Source organism: Serratia sp. AR11, assembly GCF_056376275.1.
This window is the reverse complement of the sequence record NZ_CM150739.1, coordinates 2758191-2773570: the sequence shown is the minus strand read 5'-3', so window position 1 is coordinate 2773570 and position 15380 is coordinate 2758191. Positions and strand designations below refer to the sequence as shown.

Here is a 15380-nt window from a genome sequence, read left to right as displayed (position 1 = left end):
ATCTGACAGGCGTGCGTCAACCTCCTGATTGAATTATCTCAACAGGAATAATTTGGCTGCAGTCTATTAACTTTTAAATCAGAGGAAGTGATGCTGGTGGTGCGCGAGGTTGTGACTCGGAGTAGGTCAGATGGGCGAATAACGGGAAGATATAATGCGCTGGTGGAGCACGGGACAGCAACGAACCAGACCAGAACAACGGCGAATAGGCCAGATCCAATAGCGGCACATGGATCAGCAGCACACAGTAACCGCAGGCGCTGTCATCCATCATCATCGCCATATTGTGGCTGCCGGTCTGCATGCCCATTGGCATACCAGGCATGCTGGCCTTACCGCTCGGTGCTGAGGGTGGCGGATGATGCATATGCGCCGACATATCCATACCGCAGTCTGCCATACTGGCGGTTTCAGACTGCCCGACGCGCGCATGCTCCAGCGATCGGGAGATCACCGGGGCAATGAACAACATCAGGATCGCAAAAATCCCCAGACAGGCGGGGAGACGGCTTCGCGATGTGGCAGTCCTAATTAACGACACATATATCCTAAAAATAGTGCGAAATTAACGGACGGAATTGTACTGTTTTATCTGGCAAATGTTAAAACATTTTATCCGGGGTTAGCCTATTGATAAAGTGAATTGCCGTTTGTCTCACATTCTCAACCAATTTAACCATTGGGATATATCTTGGTTCTGACGGAAAATAATACCGGCAGTAAAGAAGTGGTTATATCTCGAACACCGTATTCCTGTCGAAAATATCATCCTCGACAACAAAGACGATTAAGTGATATTACCTGCCCACATCCGCATTTCCGTGAGAGATTTATGCTTACGCCGGTTGTTCCCCCAGGGTTTTTAACCAAGCAATGAAGGCGTCAATCTTCGGCCACTGGCGGTCAGAAAGTGTCGATACATAGTAGTGCTGGTCACATTTCAGCTCCATTTTCGGGAATGGCGCCACCAGTTCACCGGAGTTAAGCCGTTTGTGGATCAACCGTTTGCGGCCCATAGCCACGCCAACATGATTGATGGCTGCCGTAACGGCCAAATCGGAACGATCAAAACCTATACCCGGAGAGGTATCCAGATTGACACCGAAATGCTGAGCCCAACTGTGCCACTCATCGGTACCGGAATCATAGCTCCAGGCTTGTCGATCGTGGAGCAGGGTGCAGTGGGAGAGGTTGCCGGGAAAGTTGGCCAGCTCAAATTGACTAGCGTACTCCGGGCTGCATACCGGGATGATCGCTTCATCCATCAGGTATTGATAATGAAGCTGCGATGACGGGGTGGCGTCAAAGTAAACCGCCAGATCAATGCCGGCGCGTTGGAAGTTCACATATTCGTTGCCGGTCAGAATGGTCAGATTAATGGCGGGGTATCGGCGGGAGAAATCCGCCAACGCCGGCACGATCCAGCACTGAGCAATGGAGGGGCGGGAGTATATCGTTAATGAACCTGATAGCGCCTGATTCTTGATATCCAGAATCTCCTGGTTCAGGGTGCCAAGTGAAGATTTTAGCGCCCAAAAAACCCGTTTGCCTTCGGTTGTGAGTTCCACCTTACGGTGAGAGCGGACAAACAGCTGGATACCCAGATTGGCTTCAAGCTGGTTAATATTATGGCTGACGGCGCTGGGGCTGACAGAAAGCTCATCGGCCGCCATGGCGAAAGACTCATGCCGCGCAGCCACTTCAAAGGTAAATAACCGCGATAACTGCCAGCCATTCAGTGAGCGATGTGGCCCCGTTAGATTTACCGTCATAATCTCCCCAGAAAATTTAAAAATATCTGCGATTTACACACCAGCTTGGTGAGTAAAGTTGACCCATGTCGCTAAACTGCACCATTTTTTGGCGTAAGTCACTCGTTTGATTCTGTTTCACTCATGTGAGAGCGGATTTTTATCGTTTGTCACCGATCGTCGTTTTCCTGTCCAATGACAGTCAGTTTATGACGGGGGTATGGGCTATGGATTCGCAAGTTTGGGTTGCCGGCACGCTGATCGCCAGTATCGCGATCATCATTTTGACCATCGTGAAGTTTAAGTTTCACCCTTTTTTGGCGTTACTGTTAGCAAGCTTCTTTGTCGGCAGCATGATGGGGATGGGCCCGATTGATATGGTCAATGCCATAGAAAACGGTATCGGCAGTACGCTAGGATTTTTGGCAGCGATCATTGGGCTGGGGACCATTCTGGGTAAAATGATGGAGGTCTCCGGCGCGGCAGAGCGCATTGGTATTGCGTTGCAACGCTGCCGCTGGTTGTCTGTCGACGTGATTATGGTGCTGGTCGGCTTGGTTTGCGGTATCACGCTGTTTGTTGAAGTGGGCGTAGTTCTGTTGATCCCATTGGCTTTCTCCATCGCCAGAAAAACCGGGACTTCATTACTCAAGCTGGCTATTCCTTTGTGTACCGCATTGATGGCTGTGCATTGTGTAGTTCCCCCTCATCCCGCAGCGTTATTTGTTACCAACAAGCTGGGAGCCGATGTGGGCACAGTGATTGTTTATGGCCTGTTCGTCGGGCTGACGGCGTCACTGGTCGGTGGTCCACTGTTCCTGAAATTGCTGGGTAAACGCTTGCCGTTTAAAGCGGTACCGCCTGAGTTCTCCAACTTGGCCGTGCGAGAAGAACATTCACTGCCATCACTGGGAGCAACGCTGTTTACGGTTTTGCTGCCCATAGTGCTGATGCTGGTCAAAACGGTCGCTGAGCTGAATCTGAATAAAGAAGGGCGCTTGTTTGCCGCTATGGAGTTTATCGGTAACCCGATCATTGCCATGTTTATTGCTGTATTTGTGGCTTATTACGTTCTGGGGATACGTCGTCACATGGGGATGAGCGCGCTGTTGAGCCATACTGAGTCCGGTTTCTCCTCCATTGCCAATATCTTGTTGATCATCGGGGCCGGCGGAGCATTTAACAGTATTTTGAAGACCAGTGGCCTGGCCGATACCCTGGCGCTGATGCTGTCAAACCTGCATATGCATCCTATCTTGTTAGCCTGGTTGGTCGCGCTTATTCTGCATGCTGCCGTGGGTTCCGCCACCGTAGCCATGATGGGCGCTACGGCGATAGTCGCACCGATGTTGTCGCTTTATCCCAATGTCAGCCCGGAGATCGTGACCATTGCCATCGGTTCTGGTGCAATTGGCTGCACCATAGTGACGGATTCACTGTTCTGGTTGGTGAAGCAATATTGTGGAGCGACGCTGAATGAAACCTTCAAGTATTACACTACGGCCACCTTTATCGCTTCGGTATTGGCGCTGGGCATGACCTTCCTGCTTTCATACATTATTTGAGTATCTTCATCGGTAATCGTCGCCAGGTGTTGTCCTGCGACGATTGCCGTTATTAAGGTTGTTTTGGGGCAGAAATGATGCGGCGAGGACGATAAATTGCAGGTATTCCCGGGTTATTACCGCTGATCAGCTCTTCACTGACCATTCTGCCCAGGGTAGCCGCACAGGTAACCGCCGGATGCATGACGGCAACATAAACTCCAGGCCTCTCGCCGACAAATCCGATGACCGGACATCCATCTTCCGGCACTGGGCGCTGTCCCACCGATTGGCTCAGTAAGTGCAGCGAAGCTGCGCCGTTCAATCCTGATTTCATCGCTGCCAGGGTCTCAGCGGCGACATTATCGGTATTGCCCGATAGCGGAAAGTCTTCCGCAGCCAAAATATCACCGTTACGGGCATGCAGGGCTTCTACATCATGACCTGAAATCAGGGTGTTAATTAAATGCTTTTCGGTGCCGAACCGTAACAGAATTGCCGGTGACGCCAGGATCGGCAACGGGATCCCAATGGTAGCAAGTAGGGGAGTTATACCTGTTCCGCAGGCCAGGATAACCGCATCCGCATTTAATACGCCCTCCGGGGTTTGGATGCCGGTAACATGGTTGCCATTTTGGAGAAAACCGATGACCGGCGTTTGAATTTTCAGTGTAGCGCCCAAGTTACAAGCCTTTTCCAGCAGGGCGTGCGTGGCATCGATGGGGTCGACAGCACCATCATAAACCGCATAATATGCACGCCATGGCGGGTTGTTAAACACGGGTTCAAGCCTGGATATCTCGGGTTGTTGAAGCAGGTTTTCATTGGGCTGACTTTCATATTGGGCAACACCAGGCGGCGGTGTTGAACAAGGTGAGTCCTATAAGCAAGCGGCTGTTAGAGAGCTACAGGAAGAAACGGGCATTGTGTGCGAAGAAGTTGGCCAGTGTGTGGCGCAAAGAAACTTTGAGATGATGTTGCCGAATGGCGAGATGGTTGAAGCTCAGGAAAAGTTTTACGTTGTGCGAGTGAGACATCGCGAGATCAACACTGACCGTTGGAGCGGTGAAGAAAAGCGTGTCATCAGCGAGCATCACTGGTGGAGTATCGAAGAGTTAAGAACAACGGATGAGATTGTCTATCCAGAAAACATAGCTGAGATACTCGAGTCGATTTAGCCGTGGAAATTCATCCGGTGGGCTGGCGACCAACCAATTTAGAGATATCTTGATAAGGCCATGATAAAAGCCAGAAGCTCAGATTCTACGTACAGTTACCTTGGTGCGCATAATGTATATTATGTTAAATTGCATTTATGGCTACGCACCGGGCTGTCTATCCTGTCCATAACTCACCTCGCCTTTCTCTTTGTCGGTTCTTGTCTGTTCATTGGTGATAGTTGGTTTGCGGCTCAACATCACCTGTGTCAACAATTGGTCGGCGTGCCCTGATGAAAACGCATCTGCCATTGACCGCCATTGTCATTTGCAGATAACAACCAGATCGACGATCGCAATGTACATCGAGTAACGCCACCATCGTCACCCTGTTGAAAACTACGGTACGTCAGCAACACCGCACCTTCGGTAATAATGGCCAGCTTAAACCCTTCGGAAAAAATTGGTGTCTGACCACTTTCGATTTGAAGTGCCGCCAGGGTTTGCTGTTTATCATAGTAATGACCTGAACGCCCAATCTCTTCAAAGTCGTCATGCAGCAACTCGCTGACCACAGCGACGTTGTTTCTCGTTACCGGCTGATGCAGCTTAACTTCCAGGGATTGGATTAATGCCAAAAGTTGTGTCGAATCGGTCAAAATACCCTCCTTTTTTGATCGCGCTACGTGAAATCTGAAAACAATTGGCACTAATCCCCCTGCAGATTTCGTCAAAATGCGCCGTGTCAGCCGAGCTGTGTTTTCAGGAACGGAATCACCTTATGCAAGGCTGCACGTACCGCTTCCGGTTGCACCAAATTGAGGGTAATGTAACGACTAAATTGTTACGGTGTCACGAAAAAGGCAGAAGGGATTTTGAATCAGAACTCCCCGCTCAGTAACGGGGAATTCCACCAGATAAGCCAATATAGACGCCAACCTGACTTATCTGTTGAGCGCTAGCGGGCCAGTTCCACTCCGTCCAGTTCAGAGATGGCAAGGCAGAATACTTCAGTGATGGCATCCACCGTGTAGGCGGTTTTAGCCGGGATCATCAACATCTCATGAGCCTGTAGAGTCTGCTCGCCAATTTTCAGCTCACCCGACAGGACCATCAGTTTGACCCAGCCCGGATGCATTCTGGCTGACTGGTGGCTGCCAGCATCAAGTTTCAACAGCGCCGTGTGCCCCTGCGCCTCACGTTTCAAGATGTGGTAATACACTCCATCGTAAGGCATTTTCTCGTAGTGCAGTGTCGCCAGTGTTCTTTTATGCATGATAGCTTCCTAGTAATCGGTGATTAGTTGGATCAAGTATCACAATTCCCTAACGGCCTATGGGCCTGTTAATAAATATATAGGACGTATGCCTCATACGCAAAAACTCACTTTTGCGAACTCAATCAGCCAGATCGCTCAAGAACTTCCGTGCAGGAACAAAGAAGTTAACACCGGCTACGGCCGTGGAGAAATCAAGGATCCGGTCGTGCAGAGGGGCTGGATTGCCAATGAACATACGCTCAAGCATCTTCTCAATCACCCAGAGATGGCGTGAATAGCCGATAAAATAGGTGCCATATTCACCACGCCCCGGTGAGGCAAAGGGCATATTATCGCGCAAAATGTCGTGTTCACCCTGCTCGTCCTCAATAGTACACAGAGTCTTATGTGATTTTTGACCCTCTGTCGCATCCGGTAACTCGACGTTATCAAACTTGGTGCGCCCGATAATGGCTTCCTGAGTTTCCACCTTCTGTGCACGCCAGGCGGCCATATTGTGCAAGTATTTTTGTATCACCACATAGCTGCCACCCGCATAGTCAGGATCCTCATCACCAACGATTGTCGCCTGTGGCAAAGCCAGACCCACCGGATTCGCGGTACCATCGACAAACTCCAGCAGGTCACGCCCGTCGAAATAACGGAATCCCGCAACTTCATCGACAACAGTGATCGAATCCCCAAAGGCTTCCAGCAGGATTTTCTCGAACTCAATGATTAAATCTGTCGCACCTGCGCGCACGTGGTACAGCAAATCGCCGGAGGTGGCCACGGCCGTATGCTTGGCGCCTTTTATTTCCTTAAACGGCGTCAGCTCTTTGGGCGCGGGTTTTCCGCTAAGGCTCTCCCAGACGCGATGCGAAATACCGACGTTGCAGGTGAAGCTGACATCGATGGATCGTATCTGGACATTTTTAATCAGATCTTCGGTACTGGCGATCACGGCTCGGGCGGTGGCGAGTGATGCACTATCGTCGTTGATCTTGAGGATAAGAAAGGCGGCTGCGGCCGTCATGGGTGCATCAATGTATTGGGGCTCGGTCTCCAGCGCGCGTTGCGCCAACGACAGTGGTGAAGATGATTCTTGGCTCACGAAAATCTCCCTTAATGGGTGAGTAATCAAGGGTATTTATCTTAGCGTCGAAGACGCCGCATAGCCAAGCTATATCCCTGCGGATGCCATTGACATTGAGTAACAAATTGATTGGCGGGAATAGCAGAAATGTCCGCAAAATGCGGGCGATATCCAGTACATTCGTACCCTGTCATCCTTTTTTAGACTGCCGCTCGCCGGCAAACAACCCCCGCTCTCTGGCCCAGACAATGGCTTCGCTGCGGCTGTGTACGTCGAGTTTGGAGTAAACCATCGCCACATGATTGCGCACGGTATTGGGGGCAAGATTGAGTCGCGTGGCGATTTTCTTGTCTGGAAGGCCCTCGCAGATTAACCCCAACACATCGCGCTCACGGGCGGTAAGATCGGTGAAGGAAAATCCGGACAGATTGGGCTTATTGATACTTTTCACATTGGCCAGTTTCTCGAGCAGCGTCTGACTGAACCAGGAAGCGTCCTGCATCACTTCCTCGATGGCGGAAACCAACTCCAGTTCCGAACGTTTGCGCTCGGTAATGTCCATCATAACCAACAGGTAACAGGGGACGTCATGAATACTCACGGCATCAGCAGATACCACGCAGTCGAGCACTTCATTGCCCTTCTTGCGGAGTTTAAGGTCCTGACTTTCTACGTTGCCGGTTTTTCCCAGTGAGGTAAACAAGCGCCGACATTCCCCCTGCCCGTCGATGACATTGATATCCTCGACCCTCTTGCCAATCAGCTCCTCAGCGAGGTAACCGGTGGTCTTCATAAAGGCTTCGTTAATATCCAGCACCTGCTGCTTGTCCGCCGTGCACACCAGCGTGGGAACCGGGCTCAAACGAAAGGACTTGGCGAACCGCTCTTCACTCTCGCGCAGCGCCGACTCGGCCTTACGGCGGGGCTCAAGGTCAGTGAAGGTGAACAGCATGCAATCGACTTCATTAATATCCAGCGGCTGACCGGCGACGATCACCAGTTTGGTTCCTCCGGCCGGCAGTTTTAACTCCGCCTGCATCTGCGGAATGGTTGCCCCTTCGCTCAAGCGCTGCACCGCCAGATCCTTATGTTCCGCTTGCTCCAGCACATCCAGCGCGTAGACCGAGTTACCCATCACCTGATCGCGGCTATAGCCGGTCATATCGAGGAACCCCTGGTTAACCTTGATGTAACGCAGGTCGCTCAGGCTACAGATCACCGCAGGCGCCGGATTGGCATTAAAGGTTTTCTCAAAGCGCTCTTCGGCGCTGGCCCACTCGGTAGCGTCACTCAGGATCAATACCAGCAGCTCGGGCTGCCCTTTGGCGTCAGTGATCGTCAGGCTGCGTAAACGGTGAACCCAGAGAAAATCCGGCTCGCCAACGGGCCGTACCTCGACCAGCACGTCGTTGAATTCCTCGCCAGCAGCCACCCGGTTAAGCGGATATTGCTCTGAACTCAAAGGATGATTGTTGCGATAACGCAAGGCAAAACGCTCTTCATACTCCTGGGCATTGGCCCCCAACTCACTCAGTCTGGTCAACCCATGCATGCTCAGTGCGGCCTCATTGGCCCACAGAATGGTCCGGTCGACTTCAGTCAGGATCACCCCTTCGGTCAGTCCCGAGATGATCTGTTGTAGTTGGCTACGGTTGGTTTCGCTGGCAAGAACGGACTGGCTCATTATTTCTCCATAAGACAAAAGATCTCAGGCCACCGGGCGGCGATCGGAGCGCCTGACAATGACACGACTTCCCCACCAGCATAGTGCTTAAGTAGTTCATTCGCGGGGTGTGAATGCACTAGCTCCATGGGTGCAAATGAACCGGGACGTTCAGTGGTGCACAGCGGCAGACTGATTCTGTCGGTGCAGCGGAGTGCTGCGCGTACAACCACTTGTCCAGTAAATATAAGGAATAACAATGACCACTGTCTATGAATCCAATCGCCTGGCGTTTAACGTTTCATGGGGCTCAATATTGGCCGGGAGTGCCATGGCGCTGGTGACCTATCTGATATTGAGTGTACTGGGTACTGCTGTCGGCGCATCGGCCGTGGATCCGTTGCACGCAGGCAATCCCCTGAGTGGCTTCGGCGTGGGGACCGGCATCTGGCTGTTCGTCACCACCTTACTCTCCCTGGCCGCCGGTGCCTTTGTCGCCGGCCGAACGGCCCCCAACCGCGGCGGCTTGCATGGCCTGTTGAGCTGGGCGGTCACAACCTTGCTGACCACCTGGCTGGTTATTTCATTGGCGAGCGGCGTGGTCGGTCTGGCCGGCAGTGCGGTTGGCAAGGGGTTGTCTCTGGCGGGTAACGGTGTGGCGGCGGCAGCGCCGGGCATTGGTGACAGCGTAAAACAGCAACTTGATAAAAAAGGCATCAGCCTGGATTGGGATGACCTGCAAAATCAGTTGGCTACCACGCTCAAGCAAACCGGCAAGGCTGAATTAGACCCGTCCAAACTGCAACAAAAAACCGAGCAGGCCGGTGCAGATGGCAAGCAGTCGGCGACCGATGCGGCTAGCGACCCGGCACAGGCGGCAGCGGAGCTTAAGCAATGGTTCGAGCGCGTTAAGCAATCCGGTGAACCTACCCTGAACGCGGCGGATAAAGACGCGCTGGTGAACATCGTCGCCGCACGTACCGGCAAGAGCCACGCAGAGGCGACCCAAATTGTCGACAATTACGCCCAGGCTTATCAGCAGGCGGTGCAAAAAGTCGAACAACTTAAGGCTCAGGCCGAACAGAAAGCGCGTGAAGCGGCTGACGTTGCGGCCAAACAGGTATCCCGTGCCGCCTGGGGCTCCTTGCTGATGCTGCTGTTGGGGGCTGGCCTTAGTTTTGCTATCGGGCGTATTGCGCTGTCAACGCGTCGTACTCTTGTTGTGAGCGAATGAAGATGGACGTTTCCATAAAGCGAGAGCTGTCATCTATCTCATTAAATTATCGTAAAGTCGTGGGGGCTTCAGTACCGGTGCTTACCATCGATTTCTACAATGAAAAAAACGAGCGCTATACCCTGCGTTATAACTTGCCGCCGGACACGCCGGAACGGACAGAACGACGGGTGTCTTTACTGCTGCATCTGTTGAGCAAGCAAAAACCGCTGGAGATCGATAACGCGACGGCTTAATTCAAATTAAGTGACCCGCCAGGCCCGAGCCGGATACACCACCGGACTCGGGCCTTTTAATTCTCTGATGCCAATTACCTGACCGCAATCCCCCACTTTTTCATGCGTGAAAGCAGCGTAGTGCGCTTGATACCCAGGCGCTGCGCGGCGCCACGTGGGCCGGCAACCACACCGTTGGTTTCTTTCAATACGCGGATAATCCGCTCGCGATCGTCCTCACCCGCCTGGACAGGCTCCGCCGAGGGCAAGGGTAAGGCCATCGACGGCACCGGATAGCGCAGCTCCGGCAACTCCAGGTTAAGTACCGTGCCACGCGTCAGCAATACTGCCCGTTCGATGACATTCTCCAGCTCGCGTACATTGCCCGGCCAGGGCATTTGACTCAGCAGGCGCAGCGTCTCCGCCGGAATGCTGTCGATAGTGCGCTTCATCCGGCGCGCAATTTTGTAGGTGAGAAACTTCACCAATTGCGGGATGTCTTCCGGCCGTTCACGCAATGGCGGGATGACGATCGGGAACACGTTCAGCCGGTAAAAAAGGTCACTGCGAAACTCCCGGTCGGCCACCATTTGCTGCAGGTCGCGATTGGTGGCGGCAATCAGGCGCACATCCACCGAAATCACCTTGTTGCCGCCTACCCGTTCAAACTCCCTTTCCTGCAGCACTCGTAGCAGTTTAGGCTGCAGTTCCACCGGGATTTCACCTACTTCATCCAGAAACAGCGTTCCTTTATCCGCCAGCTCAAAGCGCCCCATCCGCTGGTTGGTTGCGCCGGTGAAAGAGCCTTTTTCATGACCAAACAGATCGCTTTCCAACAGCCCGGTCGGCATCACCGCACAGTTCATTTTCACCATGCGCTGGTCACGTCGCTCGCTCAGGTTGTGGATAGCGCGGGCAATCAACTCTTTACCGGTGCCGGTTTCACCGAGGATCAGCACCGAGCAGTCGCTTTTCGCTACCATTTCAACCTGTTTGAGTACCGCAGACATCACCACGCTGCGCCCGACAATCTCACCAAAGTCCGGGTTGTTGCCGTTGATTTGCTCGGTCAGATAGAGGTTTTCATGCACCAGGCTCTCTTTGAGTCGGCTGATTTCCTGGTAGGCCAACGCGTTGTCCACCGCGATGGCGATACGCTCGGCGATCTGTTGCAACACCCGCAGATTGGCGGCGTTGAAGTTGTCCGGCTGACATTGCGCCAGCTTCAATACGCCCAGGGTCTTGTTGCCAAACACCAGCGGCAAAAGGCACAGCGTTTGGATTTGATCCTGCCAGAGATCGAACAGTTGGCGTTCATAAGCCGCCAGACGATCGGAATGCTTCAGATTGAGCAGCAGCATTTCCCCGCTCTGCATCACCTGTTCGGATAAGGTACCGGCCAGTGCCACGCTGTACTGCTGACGTTCAACCACGTCATCTTGCAAATAATGGGTGGAATAGATGGTCACCCGATCGGTTTTATCGACGCATAGCACCATGCTGATGGCATCGATCTTGAAAAAACGGTGGATCTCGGTAGATATTTCACCAATCAAGTCATCCAGATCGAGTTTCGATAACACTGCGTTGGTGACGTCGACCAAAACGCGGTAATCGTCACGCTCATGGCATAACTGACGTTGGCGGTTTTCCGCCTGCTCACGCAACCTGATCTGTTCCACCGCCAGCGCAACCAATTCCATCAGGGTCTGCAACTGCACCAGACTGGCATCACTGAAGGGTTGCGAACTACTGCGCAACAGTTCACAACCGCCGATCAGGCTACCGCCTGCGTGCAGCGGCATCAGGCAATATTGGTTAAACGGCAGATACAGCGCCAGGGCGTTGATTTGCGGATAACGCGCATGCAGATCTTCACTCTGCCAGCGCTGCGGCAACGGGCTTTGTCGCAGCCGGCTCACCGGCCCATTGGCCAGCAAAGTCTCATCCTGATAGATGACCGGCTGCCGCTGCGCATCCAGCCCATGAAAGCTGACCCGCTCACTGTGCAAATCAAACAGCACCAGCGTCACATGATCTGCCAGTTGCTGACGTTGCAGCACCTGGCGCAGTTGCCGTAACAAATCGGCGAAGCTGTGCTGACTGAGCAGCGTGCGGGTCGTTTCCAGTAATTCTTGTTTTTCTAATTGAGCATTCGACATTGTTTATCACTTGCCTGAGTCGCGATGATGATTTTAGTGAGTCACGTCACAAAGTGTAACGCTGGGCGACAAGGTTCTCCCCCGACAGGATCAACAAATGCGCGGCAAAGGCTCGGCATGCGGCAAATCCAGCAGGCGGCTGATGCCATAAGCGCCCTGCAGCCTCACTTGTCGTCCGGCAGTCACCCGGCCAATCAATGCCGCGGCCTTACCCAGCGGATGCGCCTGTAACGCAGCCAGTACCGCCTGTTCGGCTTCCGGCGCGGCCACCACCACCAGCTTGCCCTCGTTGGCAAAGTTGATGGCATCCAGCCCCAGCAACTCGCAAATCCCTCGCACTGCCGGTGCTATCGGTAACAGGTTCTCTTCAACTTCAATCCCCACGCCCGCCGCACGAGCAAACTCATGCAGGATGGCGTTCACCCCGCCACGGGTAGCATCGCGCATGGCTCGCACGCCGTTAATGCCACGTAATGGCGCGATCAATGGTGCCAACACTGCGCAGTCACTGATCACGTCCAGCGACATGCCCAGCTTTTCCCGCAGGTTGAGGATCGTCGCTCCGTGATCGCCGAGAGTGCCGCTGACAATCACCGCGTCACCGGCGCGGATATTTTGCGCTGCCCAATCCAGGCCCGGCGGGATCACCCCAATACCGGCGGTATTGATAAACACTTTGTCGGCCGCGCCGCGCTGCACCACCTTGGTATCCCCGGTCACAATGCGGATACCGGCCTGCTGCGCAGTGGCCGCCATCGAAGCCACCAGCCGTTGTAAATCAACCAGCGGCAAACCTTCTTCGAGGATAAACCCGCAGGAAAGATAACGCGGAAACGCGCCGCTGACCGCCAGATCGTTAGCCGTCCCGCAGACCGCCAGTTTGCCAATATCACCGCCCGGGAAGAAAATCGGGTCAATCACGTAGCTGTCGGTAGTAAACGCCAGCCGATCGCCCTGTTGGGTTAACTCGGCCAAATCCAACCGGGCCTGGTCTTCACGCTGATCCAGCAGCGGATTGGCAAAGGCCGGCAAGAAAATCTCATCCAGCAGTTGCTGCATCGCGCTGCCGCCGCTGCCGTGCGCCATAGTAATCACGTTATTCATGCCGGGGTTTCCTCTGTTTCACGACGGTATTGGTACCAGGCGGCGCAGGCACCTTCCGAAGACACCATCAACGCGCCAAAAGCATTTTGCGGTGTACAGCCACCACCAAACAGTGGGCAGTCACGCGGTTTGCAACGCCCGGTCAGCACCTCTCCACAGCGGGCACGAGGATCGTCAGCCACCTGCCGGTGTTGCGGACGGAAACGTCGTTCCGCATCAAAGGTGCTATAGGCCGGGGTTAAGGCAATGCCCGAATCGGCAATGGTGCCAAGGCCGCGCCATTCGCTGCCACCGCCCAACACAAAGACTTCGCTCATTGCCTGCTGTGCCAGCAGATTGCCCTGTTCAGGTACCACCCGGCGGTATTGGTTCTCGGTTTGGCTCTGCTGCCCCACAAACTGCTCAACCAGCATCATCACCCCTTGCAGGATATCCAGCGGTTCAAAGCCGGTCACCACCAGCGGTTTATGGTATTGCCGACTGATAAAGTCATAGGGTTGGGTACCGATCACCATGCTGACGTGGCCGGGCGCCAGAAAGCCGTCGATGCGGACATCCGGCTGTTGCAACAGGCTGCGCAAGGTGGGGATCAGGCTGATGTGCTGGCAAAACACGCTGAAGTTATTCAACCCTTCCAGCCGGGCCTGTTGCAGGGTAATGGCGGTGACCGGCATGGTGGTTTCAAACCCCAGGGCAAAGAACACCACCTGCCGCTGCGGGTTTTGCCGCGCCAGCATCAGAGCATCCAACGGCGAATAAACCACACGCACATCGGCACCGCGCTCGCGGGCCTGCAGTAACGAGCCTTGTGTGCCCGGTACCCGTAACGCGTCGCCGAAGGTGCAAAAAATCACCTCCGGGTGAGCGGCGATTTCACAGCAGGCATCTATACGCCCCATGGGTAACACACAAACCGGGCAGCCCGGTCCATGAATGAACTCAATCTGTGGCGGCAGCAGCTTATCCAGGCCAAAGCGGAAAATGGCATGGGTATGACCACCGCACACTTCCATAATTTGCAACGGCCGCTCAGCGCTAAACGGCAATTGTGTAGCTCGCTGCCGAATATGCTGCAACAGGGTTTTTACCCGCTTCGGATCGCGGAATTCATCAACGTAATGCATGGTTGCCTTCCCCCGCCAAAAACAGCGCCACGTCCTGCTCCACTTCCCCCATCGCCTGCAGTGCCGAAAGCATCTCCTCGGCCTCTTGCCTGTCGAGCCGACTCATGGCGAAGCCGACGTGGATCAGCACCCAGCAGCCGATCATCGCTTCCCTGGGCTCACCCTCCTGACGCACCAGTGCAATATTCACTTCGCGCTGCACGCCACAGACTTCGGCCCAGGCATGCTGAGGCTGCTTTTCATCCAGCGCCACGATCTGCCCTGGAACGCCTATGCACATAACTGTGTCTCCAGCCAGGCCAGCCACTGATCCATGCCTTCACCGCTGGTCGCCGAAAGGGTAATCACCTCAATCGTCGGGTTCACCTTGCGGGCATTGTCGATACAGGCTGCCAGGTCGAAGTTCAAATACGGCAACAGATCGATTTTGTTCAGCAGCATCACCCGTGCGGCGGCAAACATATGTGGGTACTTAAGCGGCTTGTCTTCCCCTTCGGTAACCGACAGCACCGCTACCTTGTGGCGCTCCCCGAGATCAAAGCTGGCCGGGCAAACCAGATTGCCGACGTTCTCGATAAACAACAGGCTGTGGGGTTTGAGTTCCAGACGCCGGGCGGCCTCGTGAACCATTTGCGCATCCAGATGGCAGCCTTTACCGGTATTGACCTGGATCGCCGGCACCCCGGTGGCGCGGATACGTTCCGCGTCATTGGTGGTTTGCTGATCGCCTTCCACCACCGCGCACGGGTGCTGACCCCGCAGCCGCAGCAGCGTTTCTGTCAGCAGCGTGGTTTTGCCAGAGCCGGGGCTGGAAACCAGATTCAGCGCCAGAATATGTTGGTCGGCAAAATACTGGCGATTACCCTCCGCCAGACGATCGTTCTTATCCAGCACCCGGGTTTCAATTTCCAGCATCCGGCGCTGGCTGATACCCGGTGCATGGGTGCCTGCCAGCCCCAATCCGTAATGCAGATCGCCCTGCACATTGCGTTGCGGACGGAATGGCACCTTCACATCCCCTTCAATGGTTAATTCACCCTGGGCACAACCGCAGGTACTGCACATATTCATT

At 54.1% G+C, this 15380-nt stretch carries 15 protein-coding genes and 1 pseudogene; 4 read left to right on the top strand and 12 right to left on the bottom strand.

The genetic code is table 11. The annotated features are described in order from the left end of the window. Nucleotides 1-73: 73 nt before the first annotated feature. Both ACSOSI_RS13150 and dsdC read right to left on the bottom strand, forming a co-directional pair. Nucleotides 74-472 (bottom strand): DUF2946 domain-containing protein, encoded by a 399-nt coding sequence (locus ACSOSI_RS13150; protein WP_476705575.1) that lies wholly within the window; start codon nucleotides 470-472, stop codon nucleotides 74-76. 364 nt (nucleotides 473-836) lie between these two features. Further along, nucleotides 837-1772 (bottom strand): DNA-binding transcriptional regulator DsdC, encoded by a 936-nt coding sequence (gene dsdC / locus ACSOSI_RS13145; RefSeq protein WP_476705574.1) that lies wholly within the window; start codon nucleotides 1770-1772, stop codon nucleotides 837-839. A 206-nt stretch (nucleotides 1773-1978) separates the two neighbouring features. On the opposite strand from dsdC, the gene dsdX reads away from it, so the two are divergent. After that, nucleotides 1979-3316, top strand: coding sequence for a D-serine transporter DsdX (gene dsdX / locus ACSOSI_RS13140; RefSeq protein ID WP_115184657.1), 1338 nt, complete (start codon nucleotides 1979-1981; stop codon nucleotides 3314-3316). Between the two features lie 52 nt (nucleotides 3317-3368). On the opposite strand, the gene ACSOSI_RS13135 is transcribed toward dsdX, so the two are convergent. Next, nucleotides 3369-4076, bottom strand: coding sequence for an NAD(P)/FAD-dependent oxidoreductase (locus ACSOSI_RS13135; protein ID WP_476705573.1), 708 nt, complete (start codon nucleotides 4074-4076; stop codon nucleotides 3369-3371). Nucleotides 4077-4194: 118 nt separating this feature from the next. On the opposite strand from ACSOSI_RS13135, the pseudogene ACSOSI_RS13130 reads away from it, so the two are divergent. After that, nucleotides 4195-4473: pseudogene (locus tag ACSOSI_RS13130) on the top strand (NUDIX hydrolase); the annotation flags it as partial. A 248-nt stretch (nucleotides 4474-4721) separates the two neighbouring features. On the opposite strand, the gene ACSOSI_RS13125 reads toward ACSOSI_RS13130, so the two are convergent. The 4 genes from ACSOSI_RS13125 to ACSOSI_RS13110 all read right to left on the bottom strand — a co-directional run bounded on the left by ACSOSI_RS13125 (nucleotide 4722) and on the right by ACSOSI_RS13110 (nucleotide 8490). Further along, entirely contained in the window at nucleotides 4722-5111 is a 390-nt protein-coding gene (locus ACSOSI_RS13125; RefSeq protein WP_261278471.1) for a nuclear transport factor 2 family protein, read from the bottom strand. 299 nt (nucleotides 5112-5410) lie between these two features. After that, the gene (locus tag ACSOSI_RS13120; protein WP_476705572.1) at nucleotides 5411-5728 is read right to left on the bottom strand and encodes a cupin domain-containing protein; all 318 of its coding nucleotides are present in this window, start codon (nucleotides 5726-5728) and stop codon (nucleotides 5411-5413) included. A 121-nt stretch (nucleotides 5729-5849) separates the two neighbouring features. Next, the gene (locus ACSOSI_RS13115) at nucleotides 5850-6824 is read right to left on the bottom strand and encodes a Dyp-type peroxidase (protein WP_112362844.1); all 975 of its coding nucleotides are present in this window, start codon (nucleotides 6822-6824) and stop codon (nucleotides 5850-5852) included. Between the two features lie 172 nt (nucleotides 6825-6996). After that, nucleotides 6997-8490, bottom strand: a complete 1494-nt coding sequence (locus ACSOSI_RS13110; protein ID WP_112362845.1) for a PAS domain S-box protein — start codon at nucleotides 8488-8490, stop codon at nucleotides 6997-6999. A 238-nt stretch (nucleotides 8491-8728) separates the two neighbouring features. On the opposite strand from ACSOSI_RS13110, the gene ACSOSI_RS13105 reads away from it, so the two are divergent. Both ACSOSI_RS13105 and ACSOSI_RS13100 read left to right on the top strand, forming a co-directional pair. After that, nucleotides 8729-9703 (top strand): hypothetical protein, encoded by a 975-nt coding sequence (locus ACSOSI_RS13105; RefSeq protein WP_112362846.1) that lies wholly within the window; start codon nucleotides 8729-8731, stop codon nucleotides 9701-9703. Nucleotides 9704-9705: 2 nt separating this feature from the next. Next, nucleotides 9706-9939, top strand: a complete 234-nt coding sequence (locus ACSOSI_RS13100; RefSeq protein WP_256138017.1) for a hypothetical protein — start codon at nucleotides 9706-9708, stop codon at nucleotides 9937-9939. A 74-nt stretch (nucleotides 9940-10013) separates the two neighbouring features. Here the strand turns inward: ACSOSI_RS13100 and flhA are convergent, their stop codons facing one another. The 5 genes from flhA to hypB form a co-directional block, all read right to left on the bottom strand. Continuing rightward, entirely contained in the window at nucleotides 10014-12080 is a 2067-nt protein-coding gene (flhA, locus tag ACSOSI_RS13095; protein ID WP_135344312.1) for a formate hydrogenlyase transcriptional activator FlhA, read from the bottom strand. A gap of 90 nt (nucleotides 12081-12170) precedes the next feature. Next, nucleotides 12171-13184: a hydrogenase expression/formation protein HypE gene (hypE, locus tag ACSOSI_RS13090; RefSeq protein ID WP_476705571.1), complete on the bottom strand. Its 1014-nt coding sequence runs from the start codon at nucleotides 13182-13184 to the stop codon at nucleotides 12171-12173. Then, nucleotides 13181-14308, bottom strand: a complete 1128-nt coding sequence (gene hypD, locus ACSOSI_RS13085) for a hydrogenase formation protein HypD (RefSeq protein ID WP_476705570.1) — start codon at nucleotides 14306-14308, stop codon at nucleotides 13181-13183. The genes hypE and hypD overlap by 4 nt, the downstream gene beginning before the upstream one ends. Further along, nucleotides 14295-14588: a HypC/HybG/HupF family hydrogenase formation chaperone gene (locus ACSOSI_RS13080; RefSeq protein WP_012145165.1), complete on the bottom strand. Its 294-nt coding sequence runs from the start codon at nucleotides 14586-14588 to the stop codon at nucleotides 14295-14297. Before ACSOSI_RS13080 ends, hypD begins: the two co-directional genes overlap by 14 nt. Continuing rightward, nucleotides 14579-15373, bottom strand: coding sequence for a hydrogenase nickel incorporation protein HypB (gene hypB / locus ACSOSI_RS13075; protein ID WP_012145164.1), 795 nt, complete (start codon nucleotides 15371-15373; stop codon nucleotides 14579-14581). The genes ACSOSI_RS13080 and hypB overlap by 10 nt, the downstream gene beginning before the upstream one ends. Between the last annotated feature and the right edge of the window lie 7 nt (nucleotides 15374-15380).